20 protein-coding genes are annotated in these 23,432 nt (G+C 62.7%); 6 read left to right on the forward strand and 14 right to left on the reverse strand.

All coding sequences use genetic code 11. The features are described 5' to 3' along the window. The first annotated feature begins 19 nt into the window (after positions 1-19). From tssA to FHW69_RS13330, 3 genes are all read left to right on the forward strand, one after another. Positions 20-1,183, forward strand: a complete 1,164-nt coding sequence (gene tssA / locus FHW69_RS13320) for a type VI secretion system protein TssA (RefSeq protein ID WP_183423577.1) — start codon at positions 20-22, stop codon at positions 1,181-1,183. Positions 1,184-1,186: 3 nt separating this feature from the next. Continuing rightward, positions 1,187-1,810 carry a hypothetical protein gene (locus FHW69_RS13325; protein WP_183423578.1) on the forward strand — a complete coding sequence of 208 codons (624 nt, stop codon included), beginning with the start codon at positions 1,187-1,189 and terminating at the stop codon, positions 1,808-1,810. Positions 1,811-1,933: 123 nt separating this feature from the next. Continuing rightward, positions 1,934-2,983 (forward strand): hypothetical protein, encoded by a 1,050-nt coding sequence (locus FHW69_RS13330; protein WP_183423579.1) that lies wholly within the window; start codon positions 1,934-1,936, stop codon positions 2,981-2,983. Here FHW69_RS13330 and FHW69_RS13335 read toward each other — a convergent pair. Genes FHW69_RS13335 through FHW69_RS13350 form a run of 4 tightly spaced genes read right to left on the reverse strand, consistent with a single transcriptional unit; the run spans position 2,980 to position 7,326 of the window. Further along, positions 2,980-3,306, reverse strand: coding sequence for a DUF3325 domain-containing protein (locus tag FHW69_RS13335; RefSeq protein WP_183423580.1), 327 nt, complete (start codon positions 3,304-3,306; stop codon positions 2,980-2,982). The two genes, FHW69_RS13330 and FHW69_RS13335, sit on opposite strands and share 4 nt — an antisense overlap. After that, complete coding sequence (locus FHW69_RS13340; protein ID WP_183423581.1) at positions 3,303-4,850, reverse strand: PepSY-associated TM helix domain-containing protein; 1,548 nt, start codon at positions 4,848-4,850, stop codon at positions 3,303-3,305. The genes FHW69_RS13335 and FHW69_RS13340 overlap by 4 nt, the downstream gene beginning before the upstream one ends. Next, complete coding sequence (locus FHW69_RS13345) at positions 4,847-5,134, reverse strand: DUF3649 domain-containing protein (protein WP_183423582.1); 288 nt, start codon at positions 5,132-5,134, stop codon at positions 4,847-4,849. The genes FHW69_RS13340 and FHW69_RS13345 overlap by 4 nt, the downstream gene beginning before the upstream one ends. After that, positions 5,128-7,326 (reverse strand): TonB-dependent siderophore receptor, encoded by a 2,199-nt coding sequence (locus FHW69_RS13350; RefSeq protein ID WP_183423583.1) that lies wholly within the window; start codon positions 7,324-7,326, stop codon positions 5,128-5,130. The genes FHW69_RS13345 and FHW69_RS13350 overlap by 7 nt, the downstream gene beginning before the upstream one ends. Before the next feature lie 532 nt (positions 7,327-7,858). On the opposite strand from FHW69_RS13350, the gene FHW69_RS13355 reads away from it, so the two are divergent. Next, entirely contained in the window at positions 7,859-8,311 is a 453-nt protein-coding gene (locus FHW69_RS13355; protein ID WP_255494800.1) for a hypothetical protein, read from the forward strand. A gap of 124 nt (positions 8,312-8,435) precedes the next feature. Here FHW69_RS13355 and FHW69_RS13360 read toward each other — a convergent pair whose 3' ends face one another. The 4 genes from FHW69_RS13360 to FHW69_RS13370 form a co-directional block, all read right to left on the reverse strand. Continuing rightward, a complete protein-coding gene (locus FHW69_RS13360) occupies positions 8,436-10,190 on the reverse strand; it encodes a glycosyltransferase family 39 protein (RefSeq protein ID WP_183423584.1) in 1,755 nt (584 codons plus the stop codon). Between the two features lie 121 nt (positions 10,191-10,311). Beyond that, complete coding sequence (locus tag FHW69_RS13365) at positions 10,312-11,847, reverse strand: MASE1 domain-containing protein (RefSeq protein ID WP_183423585.1); 1,536 nt, start codon at positions 11,845-11,847, stop codon at positions 10,312-10,314. A 292-nt stretch (positions 11,848-12,139) separates the two neighbouring features. Then, positions 12,140-12,268 (reverse strand): hypothetical protein, encoded by a 129-nt coding sequence (locus FHW69_RS19075; protein WP_255494802.1) that lies wholly within the window; start codon positions 12,266-12,268, stop codon positions 12,140-12,142. Positions 12,269-12,401: 133 nt separating this feature from the next. Further along, entirely contained in the window at positions 12,402-12,752 is a 351-nt protein-coding gene (locus FHW69_RS13370) for a UBP-type zinc finger domain-containing protein (protein WP_183423586.1), read from the reverse strand. Positions 12,753-12,885: 133 nt separating this feature from the next. Between FHW69_RS13370 and FHW69_RS13375 the strand changes: the two genes are divergently transcribed. Continuing rightward, positions 12,886-13,767 carry a glyoxalase gene (locus tag FHW69_RS13375; protein ID WP_183423587.1) on the forward strand — a complete coding sequence of 294 codons (882 nt, stop codon included), beginning with the start codon at positions 12,886-12,888 and terminating at the stop codon, positions 13,765-13,767. Positions 13,768-13,901: 134 nt separating this feature from the next. Here FHW69_RS13375 and FHW69_RS13380 read toward each other — a convergent pair whose 3' ends face one another. The 4 genes from FHW69_RS13380 to FHW69_RS13395 form a co-directional block, all read right to left on the reverse strand. Next, the gene (locus tag FHW69_RS13380) at positions 13,902-16,478 is read right to left on the reverse strand and encodes a putative mucin/carbohydrate-binding domain-containing protein (protein ID WP_183423588.1); all 2,577 of its coding nucleotides are present in this window, start codon (positions 16,476-16,478) and stop codon (positions 13,902-13,904) included. 90 nt (positions 16,479-16,568) lie between these two features. Beyond that, positions 16,569-17,465 carry a transporter gene (locus tag FHW69_RS13385; RefSeq protein ID WP_183423589.1) on the reverse strand — a complete coding sequence of 299 codons (897 nt, stop codon included), beginning with the start codon at positions 17,463-17,465 and terminating at the stop codon, positions 16,569-16,571. A gap of 5 nt (positions 17,466-17,470) precedes the next feature. Further along, positions 17,471-17,953 (reverse strand): DMT family transporter, encoded by a 483-nt coding sequence (locus FHW69_RS13390; RefSeq protein WP_183423590.1) that lies wholly within the window; start codon positions 17,951-17,953, stop codon positions 17,471-17,473. Between the two features lie 27 nt (positions 17,954-17,980). Next, entirely contained in the window at positions 17,981-19,411 is a 1,431-nt protein-coding gene (locus tag FHW69_RS13395; RefSeq protein WP_183423591.1) for an amidohydrolase family protein, read from the reverse strand. Between the two features lie 151 nt (positions 19,412-19,562). On the opposite strand from FHW69_RS13395, the gene FHW69_RS13400 reads away from it, so the two are divergent. Continuing rightward, positions 19,563-20,480 (forward strand): LysR family transcriptional regulator, encoded by a 918-nt coding sequence (locus FHW69_RS13400; RefSeq protein WP_183423592.1) that lies wholly within the window; start codon positions 19,563-19,565, stop codon positions 20,478-20,480. A gap of 130 nt (positions 20,481-20,610) precedes the next feature. On the opposite strand, the gene FHW69_RS13405 is transcribed toward FHW69_RS13400, so the two are convergent. Both FHW69_RS13405 and FHW69_RS13410 read right to left on the reverse strand, forming a co-directional pair. Then, positions 20,611-22,746: a TonB-dependent siderophore receptor gene (locus FHW69_RS13405; RefSeq protein WP_183423593.1), complete on the reverse strand. Its 2,136-nt coding sequence runs from the start codon at positions 22,744-22,746 to the stop codon at positions 20,611-20,613. A 214-nt stretch (positions 22,747-22,960) separates the two neighbouring features. Then, positions 22,961-23,380: a hypothetical protein gene (locus FHW69_RS13410; protein WP_183423594.1), complete on the reverse strand. Its 420-nt coding sequence runs from the start codon at positions 23,378-23,380 to the stop codon at positions 22,961-22,963. Positions 23,381-23,432: the final 52 nt, after the last annotated feature.

Raw genomic sequence — 23,432 nt, forward strand, 5'->3', positions numbered from 1 at the left:
CCGAGGAGTATCGAACGCCATGCCTGATGCCAATAGCGTGACATCCGCTTCCGCCCATCCAATGGATGCCGCAAGGGAGCCGGATTACTTTGCGACCCATTTGCGTGTTTCGCGTGAAGCGCTGCTCACGCCGCTGGATGGCACCTTGCCCACAGGGCTGCCCTTGCGCGGCACCACCGCATGGCGCGCCATCGGGCATGCCCGGCAAAGCGATGATCCCTCGCTGCCGATGGGCGCGTGGGCTCAGGAACTCAAGCGCACCGACTGGTCACGTGTGTCGCACATGATCGTCAATGCCCTGAATGTTGTGGGGAAGGACATGCAGCTGGCGGCATGGCTCGTGGAGTCTGAACTGCACGAACGCGGCCTGGCGGCACTGGCCCCTTGCTTCGGTCTGATTCACGACTTGTGCGAGCGCTGGTGGGTCGAACTTCATCCGCAGGCCGTTGACGGCGAATTCGAAGCACGCGCGAACGTCGTCCGCTGGTTGAACGAGAAGTTGATCACCACGGTCTCGCTGGTGCCGCTGGTGGACAACGAAGAACAACGTGCCACGTGGTCGGACTGGGAGCGGGCTCACTTCTACGAACGCTTGCGCGGCGTGCACGGCGACGTTCCGGATGAAGCACGGGACGCCCTCACGCTCAGCGAACTGCGCCAGATAGTGGAAGGCTCCAGAAGCGACGACCTGCAAACAAAACAGGAGCAACTGGCAGCCGGTCGTATTGCCATCGAAGGTCTGCAAACGCTTTTGCGTGCACACCTGGGCAACGATGCTCCTTCACTGGGCAGGATCGACGATCTTCTGGCCAGGATGGAAGCGCCTTTCAAGGCCGAACTCATGCGGCGTGGCAAGAGCACGCCCGTTACGGATGCACCGCTTGCCATGGCGGCGGATGACGATGGCCATGAGCCGGAAGGAGATGTCGTGGATGACGATGACGGCAGCGCAGACATCAACTCCACCGCAGAGCGCGCACGCGCCTACCGCGCGCTGGCCGAAATCGCGGACTACCTCATGCATATCGAACCGCACAGCCCGGTGCCCTATCTGGTTCGCCGTGCGGTGGAGTGGGGTCACCTCAATGCAGCGGAGCTTTATCAGGAAATGTATGTGCGCTCAGGCGGCCGTATCGAGATGGCGGACCTGTTCGGCAGCGACGGCGACCGGCAAGGAGAGTGATTCATGAAAGGACCAGGCAGCAGGGCATGGAAGTCATTCAAGGTGCGTGCGACGCCAGATGGGAGCCCCGAAGTCCGGGTGACGCACACCTCCATCCAGCAACGACGCTACGAAGCATTCAAGCGACAGGCGAATATCACCCGTAATTCGCGGGGTTTCGGCGCGCGCAAGGAGTTCGTGTTCTTCCATGGGAAGAGGGCCATCAGCAAGGCATTCGTGTCTGGCACGCTCAGGCGCAGGCCAACCAATGCCCCGCGCCAGTCACTGAAAAACATCGGCGTTCTCAATCCTGCTCATAGCCACGGCGCGATGCTGACCCACAAATCGCATCTTCTTCCCGATACGTTTGGTGGCCCCAATTCGCCCAACAACCTGATCAACGAGCATCGCAACGTCAATCTGCGTGCACACAAGAGAATCGAGAACCGTATCGGCAGTCAACTTGATACGCATTTTCCGACGGCAACACCGTTGGTCAGGCGAGGCAGCCTGGTGATCGTGGATTCGTTTCATCCGAACGGACGCCCGCAGAGTCGCGAATACCAGGTGCACACGTATGCGAGCCCGTCGGGTGTGACGCCTGCGCATCCGGATCGCTATGACCGCTTCACGGTGAATCACAAGTAGCGCAGCCGTAAACCTGAAAAGCAGAGCTACGGAGTTCCGATCATGGTGAAAAAACTCACGCCGCTAAAGATTGTCAATACCAAGAAGCACTCAGCGCACAAGGCTTCAAAAGCCTTGTCGCCCATGAAAAAGACAGGCAAGCCGAGCTCGCTGAAGCTCGTGATCAAGGGCATCAAACTGCAACGCATGGCGAATCTTGCCGAAACGGGTCTGGCTCCCGGTGTGTCCAAAGAGCTTGTCCGCAAGCGGGTAGACTGGGCCAAACGCATGACGGCTGCCGCGAAGAAGACGGCCATGGCCGCACGTGCGATCCGCGTCAAGGCAGACAAGACGCTCACCAGCAAGGCGGGCGCCAAGCAGAGCTTCGTGGGAACCGGCCTTGATGAGCACGTGCCCACGCGCATGCTGCGTGACCCCACGCATTGGGGGGGCATAACCAAGAGCGAAGCGGAAGACGTGTTCTCCAGCCGTTCGCGTACCGCCGACCTGGCGTGGGTCAACGCGCACGGTTCTTCAGAACCTGTTGGCGGCCATACGCCCGCGATCAAGTCAAAGCTGGTGGGTGGCACGCTGGGAGCCATCACCACAGAACATGGCACGCGCGACACCACACGCGAGAAGGCCGTAGAGACAACGCTGAAGGATCATGCGTCTCCGTCGCGGTTCAAGGACGTCGCCATCATGGGCTCACTGGCGACCATCAAGCACATGGTCAGTCCGTCGACCGAGTTCCATACCGTAAAGGGTGACGTCGCTGCGCTTTCAACGCCGCGCCATTCCGCGCTGACCGGCAACGCTGATCTTCGCCAGGCACCGCATTTTGACAATTTCGTCGATCACATCCAGGAAGGCCGGGAGCGGTTGAAGTGGGAAACCGGCGCACAAATGATGAGCGACTCGCGGTTGCAGCATCTGGTGCCGCCCACGATGAAGGCGGTATTGCAGCACACCGGCAACGAGCCATTGCAGGCCATGGATGTGTTCCGCACACACCAGGGCAATCTGCCCTCGGGCCACACGGTCAATACGCACACCAGGACGGATACCGAAGATCTGACGACTCGCTCTCTGCACGACATGGCCAGTACGACGGTCACGACAGGCACACGTCGGCGCGCTTTGAGTGACGCGCGCATGCTTCCGCCCGTGAAGCCCACCAACGCCCGCGGCTAAACACCCAGTGGCACCAGTACCGCCGTGGCTACTGCGGCGGCTGTCATAAGCGGTACCGTCCAGCGCGGACAAAAGACCAGCACCACAAAGACCAGTAGCACCGCCGCGACCGTGCACCCGATGGCAAACGCCACGAAGCCGACGGGGCCACCCCAGCGGTACATCGCCACCGCCATGGCCGCACACAGCGCCGCCCAGCCCGCCCAGCGCCAGACGCGGCGACGTGCCGGAGTGGGCCTGGCCTGCATCAGTTCTTCATGGTGTTTTTCCATCGCGATCATCAGCGCCACGAATCCCACGTAGGCAAGGGCCACCACGCTCATGCGGTGACCTCCGCACGGGCATTTCGACGCGGGACCGGAGGCGTCCAGTGCCCGATCCGGTACGACGTCCAGACGAACAGCAGCCCCAGCAGGAACGTCACAACGTCGAAGCCTGCCATGGGCCAGTCGCGTGCAGTGATGGACTGCACCAGCGACGCGTCGCCGGTCAGCGCATTCACCACGACAAGGCTCGCGAACATCAGGCCTGCCACGCCCATCTGTAGCTGCCACATCTTCCGCGACGGCTTCACGAAGGCGGCAAGGACAGCCGTCGCCCATGCGGCGAAGAATACGTAGATCTCTGCATGGCTGCGGCCGGCGTACGAGGCGGGAATGATCCGGTTGGCCAGGAAGAATGCGCCCATCGCAATCAACAGGCCGGTGATGGCGCCGATATTCAGGGCATCGACCAGGCGCAGCCCGAAGTGACTGCCGGTCTTGATGTGCTTCTGCTTCTCCTTGATGGCCCAGAGCACCAGGCCACTGGCCACCATCACGCTGCCAGCCAGTCCGCACAGGAACAGGAAGACGCGCAGCAGCGGCCCCGCAAAGCGACCGACATGCATGCCATACATCACGCCACGCGCGGCGCCGGCATGCGTTTGCCCCTGCGAGGCATGGATCAGGTGACCGTCGCTGCTGGCAAAAGTCATGGATCGCCCATCGAGGTTGAGGCGATTGCCGCTGCCTTCGATGACTTCCACACGTCCCGCTGCATCGGTGGGATGCTGCACATTCACTCGTGTAATGGGCGCGCCATTCCATGCCTTCGCTGCACTGGCAACCATGGCGGCAACATCACCCAAGGCGGCGGGCTGGTGCGAGGCTTCCACGGATACCGGCGTCCCCAGTGACTGGCTGAAAAAGTCGTCGCTGCCTTGGGGATAGGCCGCGGAGATACCCCACGGCATGTACATGAACATCAGCGTGACCAGGCCGCTGTACGTCATCACCAGATGGTAGGGCAGGCCAAGCACGGCGGTGGCATTGTGGGCATCCAGCCACGAGCGCAGGGGCGCCTTGCCGGGTCGGAAGGTGAAGAAGTCCTTGAAGATGCGCTTGTGCGTGATGACGCCGGAAATAATCGCCACCAGCATGAACATCGCGCAGAAGCCCACGATCCAGCGTCCCCAGACGGGCGGCATATGCAGCTGGAAATGAAAGCGGTAGAAGAACTCACCGCCCATCGTGTCGCGTGCGCTGATCTGCTTGCCTGTGGCCGGATCGACCACGGCGCTGGCGAAGCGGCGCACCGCCGGATCGTGCCAGTAGAGGGTGAGCACCGGCTCGCGCGCGCTGGGCAGGCCGATGATCCAGCTGGTTGAATCCGGCGCGCGTTTCCTTAGGAATGTCACGGCGGCAGCCGTGGCTTCGGCCGGGGTGATGGCGCTGCCTGCGTGCAACTCGGGCCGCATCCATCGCGATATTTCATCGCGATAGTACGCCGCGGTGCCGGTCAGAAAGATCGCGAAGAGAATCCAGCCGACCAGCAGGCCAGACCACGTATGCAGCCACGCCATGGACTGGCGGAATCCGTTTTTCATGCAGGGTTACCGGGTAACAACAGCCACAGGCCCAGGGCAAGGCACGCCCCTGGCACGATCAATCCCAACCAGGCACGCCACGCGGTGCGCGCGGCGAACACCCAGATCACGGCGCACGCGTACACAGCGAAGGAAAGCAGCAGTCCGGTCATCGTCAGTTCGGCCCGGTTTCCGGGAAGCACGGCCACGAAGGCGGAAAACGCGGCGGCCAGCGCGTATCCGCCTACCATGGCCGCGACGGCGCGCGAAGCGACGCCAGGCCAGATCCGTGTGCGGCTTACCATCGGTAATCGAGCGTTGCGTTGACGGTGCGTCCTTCACCGTACAGGCAATAGCTGACCGAACAGATGCCCGGGAAGGTTTCCTTGTTGAGCACGTTGGTGACATTCAGCGCTATCCGCATGCCGTGCAGGGCAGGGACGCGCTGGCCCATGTCGTAACGCAGGAGGGCATCCATCAGCGTATAGCCAGGGATCTTGCGCGTGTTGGCGCTGTCCATCCACATCCAGCCCGTGTAGCGCGCGCCGCCGCCGAAACCCAGGCCTGCAAGCGGGCCGGCCTGCACGGTGTAGTTGGCCCATACGGAAGCCGCATTCGGTGACAGGCCCGTGGGCTCCTTGCCCTGCACGTCGAGGTTCGCCTTCGTGTAGCTGGAGTTGTTGCGTGTATAGGCGGCCGTGAGGTTCAGCGCATCGTTGACGCTGTACTTCGCCTCAAGCTCCACACCGCGCGAACGGTATTCGCCGGACTGCACCGAGCAGCTGAGCGGGCCGCCGCCATTGCAGGTATGTGTCGGATCGTAATCGGTCATCAGGTTGTTGACCTGACGCAGATCGAACAGTGCGGCGGACAGGAGCAGGTTGCTCCCCACCGGCTGGTAGCGCACGCCGATTTCGTTCTGCTTGCCCTTGGTGGCCTGGAACGGCGCACCGTAGAAATCCACACCGCTCAAGGGCTCGAACGACTCCGAATAGCTGACGTAGGGCGCCAGACCGTTGTCGGCCAGGTACAGGAGGCCAGCGCGCGTGGTGAACGCATGGTCATTCAACTTCGCGGTGGTCAGGCCCGTGGCGCGGTTGATGGTCTGCGTGGACACATCTTCGTAGCGGCCCGCCAGGGTCAGGCGCCAGCGGTCGTACGAGATTTGATCCTGAAGGTAACTGCCCGTACGACGCTGGGTCTGGCGGGTGGGCGTGCCGATGGTCCATGTCGAGGGAAGCGCGGCGCCGTAAACGGGCGTGAACACGTCGATGGGCGTGGCAGTGCCGCTGCGGCTGGCGGCCGATTCGCTGTAGTAGGAGTAATCCACGCCGCCGATCAGCAGGTGATCGAGCGGGCCCGTCGCGAAATCAGCTTCCAGATGGGTGTCCAGCGCGGTGGCTTCGCCTTCGCGCCATGCTTCGCTGGCGGTACGCGACATCAGGCGCTTTGACGTACCGGAGAAGCCATTGAAACCCGGAGCCACCGAGCGTGTGTGCACGTGCACGTCGGTGTAGCGGAAATTCTGTTTCAGGCTCAGCCAGTCGGTGAAACGGTGATCGAGCGCGTAGCCCACCGCCGTCTGTTCGCGGGTGTACTGATTGAACGCCGGATCACCCGTGTAGCGGTGCACCGAGACCTTGCCGTTGGGGTTGGGCAGCAGTGTGCCTTCGCCCGGCAACCAGTTGCGTGGCGTGAGGTCTTCTTTCAGGTATTGCGTCAGCAGCGTGAGGCTGGTCTGGTCAGACGGGTTCCACGAGATGCTGGGTGCAATGAAGCGGCGGTCGTTGCGGCCGTGGTCGAAGCGGGTGCCGGCATCGCGAACCAGGCCGTCGATGCGATAGCGGTAAACGCCGGCATCGTCGATGCGGCCGCCGACATCGAACGCGCCCTGCACTTTGCCGTAGGAGCCGGCCTGAAGCTGCACGTTATGCACCCGATCAAGCGTGGGGCGCTTGCTCACGACGTTGGAAATACCGCCGGGCGCGTTCTGGCCGTACATCACCGACGCCGGGCCGCGCAGCATTTCCACGCGCTCGATGCCCCATATTTCCGTCTGCATCGTGGCGGCGCCGCCGCCGCTGCTGTACGGAATGCGCAGGCCGTCCAGATACTGCGACGAGAAGAAACCCCGGAAATACAGCCAGCTGCCGTTCGGATCGGGATAGGGCGACTGCACGCCCGGCGAATAGGCGGCTGCCTGGACGAGCGTCTGTACGTTGCGCACGTCCAGTTCTTCGCGAGTCACGATGGACACGGACTGCGGCGTTTCAATCAGCGGGGTGTCGGTCTTGCTGCCCACGCCCGTCTGCCGCGCCACGAAACCGTACTCGGTCACGCCCGACACCTTTACCGCGTCCAGCGCGGTGGCTGCCTTCTTCTTTTCCTCGTCGCTGATGTCCTCGGCGGCGAAAAGCGTGGGGCTGACGAGCAGGGCGCTGACGCAAAAGGCGCGCGCACACAGGGCGGCTCGCTTGAGCCGGGGACGGTGGATCATTGAATTTTCCTGTTGGCTGACCGCCGCCGGAGATAAGGGCGGTGCGGGAACGCGACAGGAACGCGCTGCCTTACAAGCCTTCGATGCTGGCCTGTGGGTGGGTCTGTTCCGTGATGCCGCGTAGGCGTAAACGATTCCGTGGCGCAATGTAACTGAGAATGAGTCGCATTAAAAGACTCTGGCGTAAAATTTTGCGCATCATTCTTGCCGCAGCTGCGCATAGGCGGGGCGCATGCCGGTGCATGCTTCAGCCTTAACTCTCCCGCATGGCTGTCAGTTGCCTGCCTTACGTTTGCCCCGTAACTGACAGCGCTTTCCGCTATTTACGTCCCGTGCCACTCCCCGAAGCGAGCACAGGTTGACGTACCAAAGTTATGCGGAATCGGCAGCACTACTCATTTCGCGCTGGATTTCGTGGAGAGTGTGCCCGTCGGCGCACCGTTCCGGAGTCCGGGACGGGCGTAACGCAACTTCACTGGCACCGTTCCGACAAACGCGGCGCCGGTTCCCGGTCAAATCAAAGGAGTTTCCCATGCGATCCGCAACCCCTCTCCTGCTGTCTGCCATGCTTCTTCTGCCGGTTGCCTCGATGTCGGCGCACGCGGACGGATTGCCGCCTGCCACCGGTCTTGGCCAATCGTGGCCCAACGCGACTGACGTCAGCGCAAGCCCGCATTACCACGTGTACGTGTTCGAGCGTTCCGGTCTGCGCTACGTCCAGGTCAACGACCTCAACGGCGTGGTTCGTGGCGCCGTGCTCAGTGCCGGCAACAACGTGATCGGCCTTCCGGTCGGTGTGGATGCATCCCGCGTCGCCACGCCGTCTGATCCGCAGCCCGCGCCGGCCAGCACCGCTGGTGAAGTGGTTTACAGCGACAGCACCGTCACCGTGCTGGTCGCACCGCAAACCGACGGCACCAATGCCCTCCGGGCGACCAGCGGCGATTGCAAGGATCCGATCGAGTGCAGCACGCGCGGGCCGTAAGCCTTGCCGACATAGGCAAAGCACGCCTGTGTGAAGTGACGTAAGCACCCCGGGGCCCGGGTCTGGCAGGTCGCCAGACCCGGGCCTCTTGCGTTTCAGGTGTACGGCCACGAGTCCGGCGGGGTCAGGGAGTGCCCGAATGCAGGCGGCGTATGTCCCAGGCCGATGCTTCCGGCGCGGATGGGTTGAAGGTCAACAGCAGACGGTTACCCAAAGCGTATTTTTTGTCTGGCGGTACGCCCGCTGGCAATGCGGGCGCTTGTTCGACGATCCGGGGAGTAGCTCGCAGGAATACGTACGCGCGCGGCACGGCCTTCCACCGCATCCAGCTCAGTTCGTATGAATTTATCTCCTGAATGACGAGCTGGTTGCCCGTACCCGGCTGGCTGACGAATTGCCTGGCCAGCGTCAGCGCCGCGCTTTCCTCCGACACGTCATGCAGTATCCAGCCAAGCACCGGGCAGGTGCTGTTGGACTGGACCAGCGCGCCAGCCTGCCTGACCCAGTCATCGGCAAGATAGGCCAAAGGGTGATAGGAGGACGGCAGGTAGTAGCCGTAGTAGCGCCGTTCGATCATGAAGCGCACGCGGGGTGAAAGCGAGGGGCCATAGGTACGAGGCTGGGAAATAACTGGCAGCGTGGCGCCGTTGCAGCCAGGAAGACCCTGCACGTAGGCCGCCGATGCCCGCCAGGGCTCAGTGGAGGGCAACAGCCGGCCGCGACACAATACGGCGGCCTGAGAGCCAAGAAGTATCACGATGGCCGCCGCAGCAATGGCCCCTTTTCGCGTCTCCGTGCGAGGTCCCGCGGCGTCGTAAAGTCGCGCCAGCAGGAGCCAGCCGAACGGTGCGCATACCAGCACATTGCGATAAGAGAACGACGGTGCAACCAGCAGCGATACGGCAATCCCGCCAGCAATCACTCCGACAATGACGAAACCGCACAAGCCCACTTCCCAGTCGAGTGTATGAGGCGGGTCGCGCGTTGCCGGTTCGGCACGTTGGCGGCGTATCCACCCCATCACCAGCATGACCACCACGATCAGCAGCGCCTGGCGGCTCATGAACTGGAAAATGGCCCTGCGCAGGTGTGAGCTGAAGAAGCCTGCGCTATTGCGGAACCAGGTGGCGTCGAAATCGTGTTCCGGCGCGTGGATCATCATCCACAGGAGAGCGACGTAGAGCCCCAGTACGACCAGTCCGGACAGGCAAAGGCCAATACGCTGCGGCCAGTTGCGTGTCGCGAGCAGAAGAAACAGAAACACCATGCCGGCAACGAGCAGCATGTATGCATGGGTCTGGCTGCCGGCAATGGCGAGCAGGGTAAGGGTCAGCCATGGGCCCGCCGGAAAGCGTTCGCCTGCGCATATGCGACGGTGGAAAGTAACGGCGGTTGCAAGCAGCGCGGCCGAGATGACCATAGCGAGGCTGTAGTTGCGCGCATTTTGCGCCTGCACGTACCAGAACATCGAACTGGTGGCCACCGCGCAAGCAAAAGCGATGGCCGCCGGACTGAACCGGCGGCGCGTGCTTGAAACGAACAGGAGGATGCACAGGACCGCGAGGATGGCACTGGGCAGGCGCACCGCCAGTTCGCTGGTGCCGAAGTACTCCACCCAGCCGTAAAGCAGGAAGTCGTACAAGGGGGGATGGACGTCCGAAAGCATGCGCTGGAACACGTCGCCCAGGCCCTGGTGATGATCGACCAGTCGCATGGTGAACAGTTCGTCGCCCCACAGACTGCTGCTGGAGATGCCGATAAAGGCAAAGACGCAGCAGGTAACGGCAATAAGGGCGTTGAAAGTGCCTGGCCAGCCGAGTCGGGCAAGGGTTGTGTCGCGGTAGGGGTGCGTTCCGGAGGCGTCTGATATCTGAGTCAATGCACCATCTCGCGAGCGTCAAGGGGGATGTTCAAGGGCGACCACATCTGAAACCCCGGAAGTTGGACTAAGTTCCGCTTCCGGGGTTTCAGATGTGGTGCGCCTTTGTCCTTCGGGACGCTTACTTTTCGATCAGGCGGGGCTCGTGCAGCGTGAAGCTGGCCTGGATCGACCGGGCGTGCTGGCGAACGCGCAGCATTCCACCGTGCATGGCGGCATGAGCCTGCATGGCGGCAAGGTCGAGGCGGCGGGAGCCGAGCAGGGCGATCATCTCGGCCCAGCGCCTCGGTGAGCGGAAGGCAATGCTGGCCTCGCCCGAGCGGTGCGCGACCACGCGCAGCACCAGCCACGGCCTGTCGCCATCCATGCCTGCGCGAAGCTGCAGGCTGATGTCCTGGCACGGACCGGTGGCCAGCGCATAGGGAATCAACTCGCTGGCCATGCGCTGGAGTTCGCGTTCCACGGCAGGCTCAAAGGCTGCCAGGGGCAGACCCCGTGCGCTGTAGCGATAGTTGGCACCCGTGCGCTGCACGGCCGTGGCGAACGAGCTTTCAAACGCGACAGGCGCCTCGCTGGGCAATTGCACTCGGGCCGGAGCTGCCTGCGGCTGGCGTTCCGTCCCCTCAAACACATCGCGGAAGCGGGTGCGGGCCTGCACATGGTTCCGGGCAGCCCGCGTCGGGGACGCCGGTGCCTCGGCAAACGCCACGCCGGCATGGGCCATGCGCAGGTGGTTGAAGAAGGGAATGCGCAGCAGGGCGGATGGCCCCACGCGGGCGGCCATGCGCACACCGACAATAAGCGAGGTGGAAATGGCGAAGGCCAGCACGACCTGCGCCTGGATCATCTGCGGATCGCGGACGGTCGTGGCGGTGGAAGCCTGAGCGATGCTGGCCAGCATGCCGCCCAGCGCGCCACCTTGCCAGCCATGGCGAGCGGTGAGCACCGCCACGGGCAGGACCATCAGCAGACGGCACCACTGGCGTGGTGCATCGTCCAGATGCGGGGCGGCCACGGCCAGCACGGCCAGCGTGGGGACCGTCCAGAACAGCAGATCGCGCAGCAGCCGGCTTTGCGACCAGGTGCGCCAGGCCAGCACGTCACCGTGGCGGGCCACCCACTCGCGGATGGCTAGCAGCGTCGGCATCAGGGTCAGCGCGCCCAGGTAGGCTCCCAGGAACCAGGTCAGCAGCACCGGGATGGCAACATGCGGTGCCGGGGAACCGTCGGGCATGTGCACGGAAGCAAGGGCCACCGCGTTGCCCAGCGTATTCAGGGCGGCGCAGGCCATGGAGGCCACGAGCAACATGGCCATGTTCAGATGGCCATCGGGCTTGAGCATGTTCAGATGGCGCTTGATGAGCGCGACGGCCGGCATGCACAGGACGATGGGCGGGAACGAGGCCGCAATCATCCACGCCAGACCATACGGCGGGGCGTCCAGAAGGGCGCTTTCGGCAATGGTGATCGTCTCGCCGATGGCCAGTGCAGGCCACACGCGGCGGGGAAGCAGCAGCAGGCAGACCAGACGCAGGCCAGCGGGCAGAATCCAGTGCGAGAACGAGAAGTAGCGGGTCAACACATAGCACGCCGCATAGGCTGACGCGATGGCGGCGTGGTGCGCGAGCGTTAACGAGTCCTTGTTTTCGGTTCTCACGTCGTCCTCCGCGATTTCCACCCGATGGCGATGATGAGCCACCCCGTGCGGCAAGGCGCCCCCGCTGGCGTCCGCATGCGTGACCTGTATGACAGGCATTGCACCCGATGGGCGAAGTTTGAGGCGCCGCGACCCGGAGCGCTACCGTATAACGGCACAGTAGCTGACTTTGCCGAATTTGCGTGTAGAAGATGTATTCGTCTGCTGGCGTGATCCTGCCAGCTTCATCATGCCCTGCCGGGGCCCGGATGACAAAACTGGCTCCCCTCGCGCATTCCCTGGCGCGTTTCACTTAGCGGTAGTAGTAGCCATGGCCCCAGTAGCCGCCGTGGTAATAACCGCCACGTGCGGGCACCACGATGCAGCCGGAAACGGCGATGGTCATCGCCAGGACGGCGGCGGCAAGGATAAGTCGTTTCATGATGCCTCTCCGGTTGTTGGGAACCTGAGGCAAAAAACGGGGGAGCCGGTCGCGCTGTTGACCGGGAGCTGCCGGATTTGCGGGCCGGCGTTCACATTTCAGATATCGGGCGTTTAGCTATGTGACACGCGCTTTAGTCCAGCAGCCGCTGCCAGTTGTGGGGGACGCGCCCTGCCGGGCCTGGTGTGGGCTGGCTGAGCGGGTGGCTATGGGGTGGCTCAAGCACAGGACCGTCGAACATGCCGTCGTTCCGGTAGTCGTAAAACCAGTCTTCCCCGGGCTCGAAACTGGTGATGACCGGGTGGCCCGATTCATGGGCATGCTGGCTGGCGTGCTTGCCCAGCGACTCATCGCAGCATCCGATGTGTCCGCACTGCGCGCAGCGGCGCAGGTGGAACCACCAGCTGCCGGTGGCCAGGCATTCCACGCAGCCAGTGCCGCTGGGCGGGACGGATGGATTGATCTCAGGGGTGTGCGTCGTCATGGGGCCGGTTACCGGAGCGAAAGGGCAAGAGCAGGTTAGGCCGGCAGCCGGAGGGGTTCTTGTAGCCATTGACTCTGCCGGGCCATGAATACGATAACGGGCGCGTCCACATTCTTTCGTCCGAGGCCCCGCCATGCGTCGTCTGCCCGCCCTCCTGATCGGCGCGCTCCTTGCCGCCCCCGCATTCGCCACGACCGATTTCGCGGTGGGGCCGCAATATGACAGTACGCATGTTTACGTTGCTCCGGACAAGGTGGACGCCTTCGTCGCCAGTTTCGCCACGACATTCGGTGGCCATTCTTCGCCGCAGGTCGTGGCCACCGTTACGCCCACGCCATCGTCGACTTCGTCGCAAATCGTGCAGACGCCGTCCGGCATCGTCTCGGTATTTGGCTTCCGCACGCCGGTCCCTTATCCGTTTGGCAGCGAACGCACCGGCTATCTGGTCACCGACCTGGATGAGGCGGTGAAGGCCGCGCAGATGTCGGGGGCCACGACGCTGGTGGCGCCTTTCAATGATCCCATCGGCCGCGATGCCGTGGTCAGCTGGCCCGGTGGAGTCAACATGCAGCTGTACTGGCACACGAAGAAGCCCGAGTATGCGGCGCTTCAATACGTGCCTGAAAACCGCGTGTATGTTCCCACGGCAGCGGCAGACAGCTTTGTGCGCGCGTTCGTCCGTTTCGCTCATGGCAAGGTCGTGTCCGATGTGAAGAACGCGCCCGGTGCCGACATTGGCCGCAATACCTCCTATCGCCACATCCTCATCGAATCGCTGTACGGCAAGGTAGCCGTGTTTGCCACGGACGGGCAGGTGCCCTGGCCTTACGGTCGCGAACTCACCGGTTACGAGGTCGGCGATCTGGATGCCACCTTGCAGCGAGCCACCTCCACGGGCGCAACCATTATCGTGGCGGCGCACGCACAGGCCGACCGCCGTTCGGCGATGGTCGAGTTTCCCGGTGGTTACGTGGCCGAGATCCACGCGGTGCAGAAGAGCATGCCCACCAAGTGATTGACGGCGGCCGTGAATGGCACGGCCATCAGTTGAATTATCGCGATGTCGCCCACCATGAGGGCGTGACAGTGCGTTCATCAAGAAGGTCAGGCTGAGTGGCCCGAGCTTCAACGTGAACTGGCAGTTCTGACTCAGGCGTCCGTCAGCAGCGGTTCGAGCCCTGTCGGGGTAAGCCGGAAGTTCTGCTGCATGCTGCGCTCAGCAAGGCGGACGTTCTGCATTTCATTGGTAATGACCAGACGGTTCTTCGGCTCGGCGTGATAGATGCGGATCTCTTCCCCACCATCGCCTGAAACCGGGAACGTCCATGTTTTCGCTGCCTGATCCGTCGTGCCCAGCACGTCCAGATCCAGTAGCGGCTTGCCGTTGGCATCCATGATGAAAAGCCGGACATAGGTTTCGGGGAAGCGACCATGCGCCACGCCTTTGCTGAGGGCGACCGTGATCTGCCGGGTCCGCAGGTCAATATGGGCGGTCAGAAACTCGCGGTCGCTGATGCCCAGGCAGGAAAGGGAAAACGCATTGCCCAGCGTATCGGCCGGAACATCGTTGTCCGTCGGAAGACAGTCGGCATAGAGGGCGAGCAACGATTCGCGCTCCGGACTTCGATAGGTATCAATGGCGAAGAGCAGGTTGTCCTTGGCCGCGGCATGCTTCGCATTCAGCATGGACGGTATGGTGCGAATCTTCGCCGCCGTGGCTTCCAGGCGCGGCAGCAACGCCTGGCCGGTATCGTTGCCGAGTGACTGGTTACGCAGTCCCTGCGACGTAATCTCGAAGACATTCGTCTTGGACATGCCGTCCAGTACCCCATCAAAGGGGGGCACGAGCTTCAACCGGTTTTTCGGCTCATCGTGAAATATCTGGAGCACGTCGCCGAAGTCGAAGGGGATTTCCGTGTGAGTCAGCGTCGCCTTGGTCCCGGGAATCACGAGGCTGAAAACCACGGCACCTTTTCGCATCACGGTGATCGAAGCATACGTTTCGTCGGGGTAGTAAAGATGCGGCGTTTCGGTGGAGACATCCACGACGAGCCAGTGGTTTTCCTGATCAATCGTGACGTAGGCAAATTGCTTGTCCGACAGGCCGAGGAGACGGATCTCCTGCGAAAGCACATCGCTTCCGTGTCGTGGCAGGAACGTTATCTTTTCGGCGCGCTTGCCGGGGGTGACGACCAGATAGTCCGGACCTGACAGATACTTGATGTTTCGCCCGGTGGGGACGCGCACCGTGTAAATGCCGATGGGAAGTTGACTGAGAGAAATCGTCTCCTCTTCAATCAGCACGGATCGCGCAACATGCGCTCCATCAAGACATACCAGCGTTTGCCCGTAGATCTGGCTGAAGTCGTCGATGGACAGCGAAAGCTCGACATCGCCCTTGATCCCCGTTGCGCGAAGTTGCTGTGGCGACACCAGACTGAGATCACCCTCCTGCTTCAGCGTTTGCCGCCATCGGCTCAGTTCGTCACCCGAGAAGAACTGGTTCAGCGGATAAACGGCCTGCGCCTGACTGAACAGGTTGCGTTGACGCTGCCACGGGCTCAGAGGCTGATGACCCAGGTCCATCACCGCTGCGACATCGACTTTCGCACCTGCCGTTGCGAAGCTTTCCGCCAGCATGTCCACCAGCGGCGGGGCATCGGCAGGGGTGCCGGGCGGGTTGCAATACATGCGGTATTGCTGGTTGAACCAGGTAAACGCGCTTCTGCCCGCGCGGTCGATCATCAGCATGGTGAAGTAGAGCTTCAGCCGGAGATCCCACTGGTTCAGGGGCGCCCCGGATGCGATAACATCATTGAGCTTCTTTTCAACGCCCGCCTGGCCACCATAGTTGTATAGCCACCCGTCTTCGAACTTGGCGTCGCCCAGGTTCACGGCCTCATAGCTGGCAGCGTAGATGTTGTTCCAGACCTCGCTCATGGCAAGAGCAGAGTTCGTCATGAAACCGCCCTGATAAGCATGCCCAAGCTCATGCAGGCATCCCCAGTTGTCTGCCTCGGGGGTCAGGAAGAACCCCTTCATGGAGTTCGAGGACTCGGCTGTCCACACGTTGCCGAAATACGCCAGGCCGATCCCGTGCTCGTCGGCCTTCATGAAAAAGCGGTTGGCAATGTTCAGATCGGTGGGTCGCTGCGGCTCAAAAGACAGGCCGACCAATTCGTTGTAGAACGAAAGCACATCCTGGAAGAACGCGAACAGCCCCGCGATCCCGCCTTCGAGGCTGCGCAGGTTTTCCTTGTCGATAAGCGGCAACAGCATGATGACTTCGGCGCTTTCAAGCAGCGCGAAGTCGGCATCCTGGCTGTCCCACTCGGCGAAGAAGGCGGCTTCGTCATCACCTGCGCGGAACGTGGGCAGTGCGATGGCATCGTCCGGATACTCGAACTCCACCGTGGGTACAGCGTCCGGGTCCTCGACAAGAGGCGTGTCGATGAACGCCACGGAGACAGCCTGCGCCACCACGCTCACCCACGCATTTTCTACCCACGAGGAAAGCTCGGTCTCGCTATCGTCATTGAGCAGCCGCAGATTCAGGCGCGAAGCGAACGCCTCATTGGACTGGCGAACCCGAAGCGTGGCCCCTACGGGCAGGATGATGCCAAGCGACTGCCGGTCGTGTTCCACACCCTTGCCCAGCTTCGCCAGTTCAAGCCAGACAGGTCGTTGCAGGGTGGAGATACGTTTGGTCTGCGTGAGCGTGGCCATGGCGGGGCTCTTCGGGTTGGGATACGCGGGTGATGCTAACGGCCCGCCCCCCGCATACAACCCGGCCATCGGTTGTAGGTGCGCCTGCGATCACAGGGGCACCACCACCTTGGCCCAGATGCTCGAACCCTGCGCGCGGTTTCTCACGGCGAACTCCTTCAGCGCCTTGAAGTCGACAATGGTGGAGCCGAGCTTGTATTCCAGCGCAGGACCGATGGCGAATACGCGGCCGCGCATGCCGTCAGGTCCGACGCGCGCGCTGTACTGGCGGTCGTCGGTTGTCTGCTTGACCAGATATCCGTTGACGCCCACGCGCAGCGCATCGGTCACGGGGAAGGTCAGCGAGTAGTCGAAATGAAAGAGCTGGCCGGAGTGATAGTGGGTGGCGTTGTTGGTCGTGTTGAAGGTGTAACTGGCCTTGATCGACGCTTCGATGCCGCTGGCAGGAAGCCAGGAGACCGAATAGATCGGGCGGAACGAGTAATAGTTGTTGCCCGTATTGAGCGCACGCGTACTGTTGTAGCTGCCTGTCGGCAACACGACATCCATAGCCACCAGCGTATGCCAGGGGCCGTTCTCCCAGCCGAGTGCGGGGCCCACCGTGATGTCGCCAGCGCCATCGCGGCGAGCGCGACCTTCGGGCGTTTCGCTGCGCAGCGAGGCCAGCGAACCGATGGCGAAGAAGCCCAGCCTGCCACCAGCCACCTGCGTATCGGTCATGTAGAACAGGCGGCCGGCAAGCACATCGGCTTTCAGGTCGAACGACGGAATGGACGAATGGCCGTCGCCATCATTGAATCGTGTGGCGTGGTAGTGGTTGCCGTAAAACACGCCATACCAGCCAGCCGGGGGAAGGGCGCCCGCGTAGAAACCTTCCGATCCCTGTCCGATGTTGTCGCCGCCATGTTCGGTGGCGTGTGTCTGGGTGGCGATGCCCACGCCTGCGGCCAGCGCGAGAAGAGCAAAGGTTTTCTTGAAGTGTTTCATGACATTCAGCCCGGAGCCTTGTCGAGAAGACGAATCAGTGCATCGCCGAAAAGCATGAGCAGCACGCCGACCACCAGTACCGCCGCACCGGCGATGCGCAGTGATGAGACGTGGCGTACTGCCATGCCCAGAAGACCGAACTGGTCGATCGTGATGGAGGTCACCAGCTGGCCGGCGATCACCAGCGCAAGCATGTTGGCCAGGCCGATGCGTGGCGCCAGAAGCACGGTGCTGAAGATGGCGGCCGCACCAAGGAAGCCGCCACCGAAGCGCCATAGCGGCTGCTGGGGAATGTGTGCCACGGCGTCACTTATGCCGCCCTTGCCGAAGGCGACGGCCGCGAGCACCAGCGTGCCGATGACAAAGGAGATCAATGCAGCGACCACGGTATTGCCGCCGAGTCCGCCCGCCAGCTGGCTGTTGACCGCCGCCTGGGCAGAGATGGCCGAACCCGCCGCAAAGGCGACGAGCAAAAGAAGCACGTTCATGGGATGGACTCCGCGTGGGAAAAGGGGTCAGGCAGCAACCGCAGGGAAGTCTGCAAACGAATCGGGCGTGTAACCCACGCCAGCGAACAGGTGGGCCCGCGAGGCTTCGGTCGCCGCGCGCAGCGCCGGCATGTCCACGCCAAGCAGCTTGCCGTCGCGCTTGCGAATGCGGCCACCCACGATCACGGTGTCCACGTTGCTGCGTTCGGCTGCGTGCACCACGGTGCCAACCGCATGGTTGGACGGGTAAAGGTTGATGTCGCTGGTGCGGATCAGGATGAGGTCGGCCTGTTTGCCCGGCGTGAGCGTGCCGATGCGATCTTCCAGTCCGGCAACGCGTGCGCCGTTGATGGTGGCGGCGGCGAGGATGTCGCGGACCAGCACGGGTGCCGGTGCGTTCTGGTCGCCTGAATGCCTGCGATGCTGTGCGTGGCCGCGCTGCATGAAGTACACCGCACGCATCTCGGCGAACATGTCTCCGCCGTACGACGCTTCCACATCAATGCTGATGGCCGGGTCGATACCGTGGTCCACAGCGCGCTGGTAAACGGTGAGGCCTTCTTCAAGACCGTACTGGGCGTCCGAACGCGGGCACACATTGACCTGTACGCCGTGGTTGCGAAGAATCTGCCACTGGCCGTCGGTCAGGCCAGTGCAATGATTGAAGATGTTGTCGCGGCCGAGGTAGCCGCCTTCGGCCAGATCGGGAAGCAGGTTGCCCATGTCCTGGCCAAGAAACTCGGTGATGATCCGCAGACCCGACGCGCGTGCAGCTGCCCAGGTGTCCTTGTCCCACTGCGACATCATCGCCATGGTGACCAGTTGCTGGTCGTTGGCGAAGCGCTCCTGTTTCAGGCGCGCCAGATCATGCGGCCAGTGCTCGGCCCACTCGCCAGCAAGCGGCCGGCCGGGAGCGTAAACGGCGCGGATGCCTGCATCTTCCAGCGCATCCACGGAAGCATCCGAGTGAGCCGGGCTGCGCGCATTGTGCGAGTTGTCCACCAGCGTGGTGATGCCCGCGTCCAGTGCGCCAAGGGCGGTGAGCAGGTTGCCCACGTACATGTCTTCCGGGCGGTAATGCGTGGCGAAGGAGAAGTGCGTGGAGTTCAGGTAATCCATCAGCGTGGGCGAGTTCGGGTCGATCCGGCGCAACTGGCCCTCCCAGGCATGGCGATGGGAGTCGACGAAACCGGGCATCACGATCATGTCGCTGGCGTCGAGCACCTGCGCGCCATCGACGTGAAGTTCGGCGGCAATCGCAAGAATCCGGTCGCCCTCGATGAGCACGTCGCCGCGTTCCAGGTTGCCGATGGCGTGGTCCAGGGTCAGGACCGTGCCGCCCTTGATCAGCAGCTGGCGGGTGGCGGGCACGGCGTCCAGAGGCGCCACGACGGCACGCAACGCCTGCCAGCTGGTGGGCGGATAGGCGTCGGTCTGGATGGGGGTTGCGAGGGTCATTGAAGACTCCATATGAACTGCGAAGAGGGCGGCGTTAGAATGGTTTTGCCCGCGAAAAGCGGCCCATTCGCCGTGATGAGAAAGTTAGGCTCACCGCCCGTCCGCAACAATCGCCCGGGGCTTTCATGCCCTGTGAAGCTGGAGATACACAATGCGTGGGGCCGAATTTGCCGACCTGAAAGCGTTTGTCACCATCGCAGAGCAAGGTTCCTTTGCGCGCGCCGCCGGAGAGCTGGGCGTGTCGCCGTCGGCCTTGAGCCAGACCATCCGGGGGCTGGAAACCCGCATGGGCGTTCGCCTGTTCAACCGGACCACCCGCAGCATGGGCCTGACCGAGGTGGGTAGCCGCCTGTTTGCTCGCGTGCAACCGCTGTTCGACCAGTTCGATGAGGCGATCGAGGAAGTGAACCAGTTGCGCGACACCCCGCGCGGCACGCTGCGAATCGCGGCGCCGCAGATGGCGCTGGTGCATCTGCTCCAGCCCATGCTGGGCATCTTCCAGCGCGACTATCCGGACGTGGTGCTGGACCTGCACAGCGATGAAAGCCTTGGCGACATCATTGCCAATGGCTTTGATGCAGGCATCCGGCTGGGCAAGCACATTGACCAGGACATGGTGGCGGTGCGTCTGGGGCCTGATCTTCGACAGATTGCCGTGGCGTCGCCGGCTTACCTGGAAAAAAACGGCACGCCCAAGACGCCGGAGGATCTTCGCGAACACCGCTGCATCAACTGGCGCCGTGCCGGACAATCCAGTCTTTATCCGTGGGAATTTGCCCGCGACGGCAACTGGTTTGAATTGCAGGTTACCGGCTCACTGATCGTGAACGACTGCGCGGTGGCATTGCAGGCCGCCGTGGATGGCCTGGGCATCACGGTGTGGACAGAAGAATGGATGAAGCCACTCTTTGACGAGGGCAAGCTGGTTCCGCTGCTGCGCGATTTCTCGCCGCCCAGCCGGGGTTTTTATCTGTATCACCCCAGCCGTACGCGGATGCCGCCGAGCCTGGAAGCCTTCATTCACGTGGTGCGCCAGGTGGCCATGGGCAACGTGGAGCCTGCGGTTTAACGTGGCGCATCAGTGCGGGCACGCAGCCGCCCCCTCGACGAGACGATCACCGGCACGACCCGATACCTGTTTCTCTGAGGCAGGGCTGTTGTGGGAGCGAGCAGGCTCGCCCCCACAGGCAGGTCGTTGATTACCAGCGGTACGTCGCGCTGGCCATCACCGTGCGACGGTTGCCGAACGTGCAGCCCAGGTCGCCATAGCAGGTCGACACATAGCGCTTGTCGAGCAGGTTGTTCGCATTGAGTGCCAGGCGCACGCCGTCGATGTCGTAATGAACCACGGCGTCCACCAGCGTGAAGCCGGGAACATTGAAGTCGGTGGTCACGCCGTTGGGCGCATACGTGCCGCCATAACTCTCGCCGAGGCGACGGACGCCCGCACCAAACCCGAGTCCCCGTGCCGCGCCACCTTGCAAGGTGTAATCAGCCCACAGCGAGGCCATGTGCATCGGCACGGTTACCGGGGGCTTGCCGATGGCCGTGGGATCGGTGGAGCGCGTGGTTTCCACCTGGTCATAGGTGTAGGCCGCACGCAGCTGCAAGCCCGGCAGCGGATTGGCCACGCCTTCCAGTTCCGCGCCGCGCGAGCGCATTTCGCCCGTGGCGATGGAGAACTGCGGATGGGCAACGTCGGTGGTCAGCACGTTGGTCTGATGGATGTCGAACACCGATACGGTGACGAATGCGTCCATGTCGCGCGGCTGGTACTTCAGGCCACCTTCGATCTGCTTGCCTACAGAAGGAGCAAACGGCGTGCCCTGGAAGTTGGTGCCGGTGTTGGGCTCGAACGAGGTTGCCCAGCTCACATACGGCGACAGTCCGTTGCTGGCGACATAGACGATGCCAGCGCGGAACGTGTTCTTGCCGTCGTCCTGATGGCTTTCCGTGCTGCTTACCTGGTCATGCGTGCTGCTGCTCACCCAGTCGTGCCGCGCGCTGAAAAGGCCAACCCACTTGCCCCAGGTAATCTGGTCCTGCGCGTACAGGCCGGTCTGCTTGAGCACCTGATGGACCTCGGAGCCCGGCGCGCCCAGCGCAGGCACAGGCTGGTTGTACACGGGAGCAAATGCGTCAATCGGGGTGGCCAGTGCGCCGTAGCTCGTATCGAAGCCGACGTTGTATGAGGCGTCCAGACCAAGCAGCACTTTGTGCTTGAACTCACCGGTTTCAAAATCGGCAACCGCCTGATTGTCGAACGTGTACGCATTGCTCCACGACAGATCGTGCATCGCGAAGCGGTTAAACGAGCGCAGATCCGGTGAAATACTGCCGGTGGCGTACAGCTGACGCCAGTCCACTTCGATGCGTTCTGCGCGGCCGGACAGGCGCACCGTCCAGGTATCGTCGATGCGATGGGAGAACTGATAACCCAGGCCGTACTGGCTGCGACGGTAGCTGTCGAAGTCCGGATCACCCACAAACAGGCTCGTGCTGATGCGGCCGTTCGGGTTCGGATACACCGTGCCCTGTACTGGCAGGAACGGATACATGGCATTCGTCAGGTCGCGCTGGTAATTGGCCAGCAAGGTGAGATGAGTATCGGCGTCCGGCGCCCACGTGATGGCCGGCGCGATGGCAACGCGCTTGTCGTAGGAGTGATCCATCTGCGTATCGTTGTCGTGCGTGGTGCCGGTCAGGCGGTACTGCCAGGTGCCCGATTCGTTCAGGGCACCGGCAAAATCGCCCTGGGCCTGCCTGTAGCCGTTGTTGCCCACGGAAACGCCGACTTCATGCAGTGATTCAGCCTGCGGCATTTTGCTGGTCACGTTGATGAGGCCGCCGGGGGAGTTCTGCCCGTAAAGCACGGAAGCGGGCCCTTTCAGAATGGCGATTTCCTGGGCCAGATAGGGCTCGACCCGGCCGGCAAACTGGCCGGGCTGGAAGCGCAGGCCGTCCACGTAGATGCCCTGCGAGCCTGCCGAGAAGCCGCGAATGTACGGCCAGTCGTAGCGCTGATCCGTACCGGTCGCATTGGAAGACACGCCAGCGGAATAGGTCAGGGCATCGCTCAGGGAGTGAGCTGCGCGAATCACGATATCGTCGCTGGTGATGACGGAGATCGACTGCGGCACCTCGATCAGTGGCGCGTCCAGCTTGGTACCGGTGCGGCCGGGAGCGTCGGTAGTCGCCTTGACGTTCACCGCTTTCAGGTCCGTGACTTTGTCGCTGTCCCGGTCATCTGCCTGGGCAACGTTGGCGGACAGTGAAGAAAAAATGGCCAGCGCGAGCGGAAGCATCGCGCGACGAGGCGAAAAGATGTGTGCCACAGAGAAGCCCCTATGAGGAAATCGCTTGCTGGGCTTCTGAGGCGTGGCTGGCGGGAGATAAGTTGAGGCGCGGATTCTCCGGCGTGCCTTATCTGCCGTCAATAGGTATTGAGGGGGCTTTGTACCGTGAATTTCGCATGAAAGTGCGGGTAGCGAAGCCGCCGGGCGGATCGCCCGGCGGCTTCCGATAGCCGTTTAGCCGTTTGTCAGACGATCAACGGTGCTCGTCACCGCGGCCACCGCCGCCATGCCCGTCACGCCATTCGTCGCCACGGAAGTTCGGAATCCGGTCGAACCGTTCCGTCGGCATGGGGCGTGAATGGGGCGGCGGAAGCGGGCGCCCATAGCCACGACGCGGGTCAAAGCGCGGGTCCACGTGACCGCGGAAGCCCGCCGGGCCATGGAACCACGGGCCAGCGCCGATGAACACACCGCTGATGAACCATTCCGGGCCGTAGTAGCCATAGGGCGCGCACGGGTACGGGTCATAGTCGTAATAGCCATACGGGCATTCCGGTGCCGGTCCCAGATTCACGTTGGCATCGACGTACACCTGGGCCATCGCCGCCGGGGCAATGCCGGCCGCGCAGGTAAGAAAGGCGGTGGTCAGGGCGAGGCTGCGAAAGGTCTTCATGAGATCACCTGCGATAGATGAGGGTGGCCGCGGCAGGTGGATGCAAACGAAC

Origin of the sequence: Luteibacter sp. Sphag1AF (assembly GCF_014192715.1) — a bacterium.
In the GTDB taxonomy this organism is placed as follows: domain Bacteria; phylum Pseudomonadota; class Gammaproteobacteria; order Xanthomonadales; family Rhodanobacteraceae; genus Luteibacter.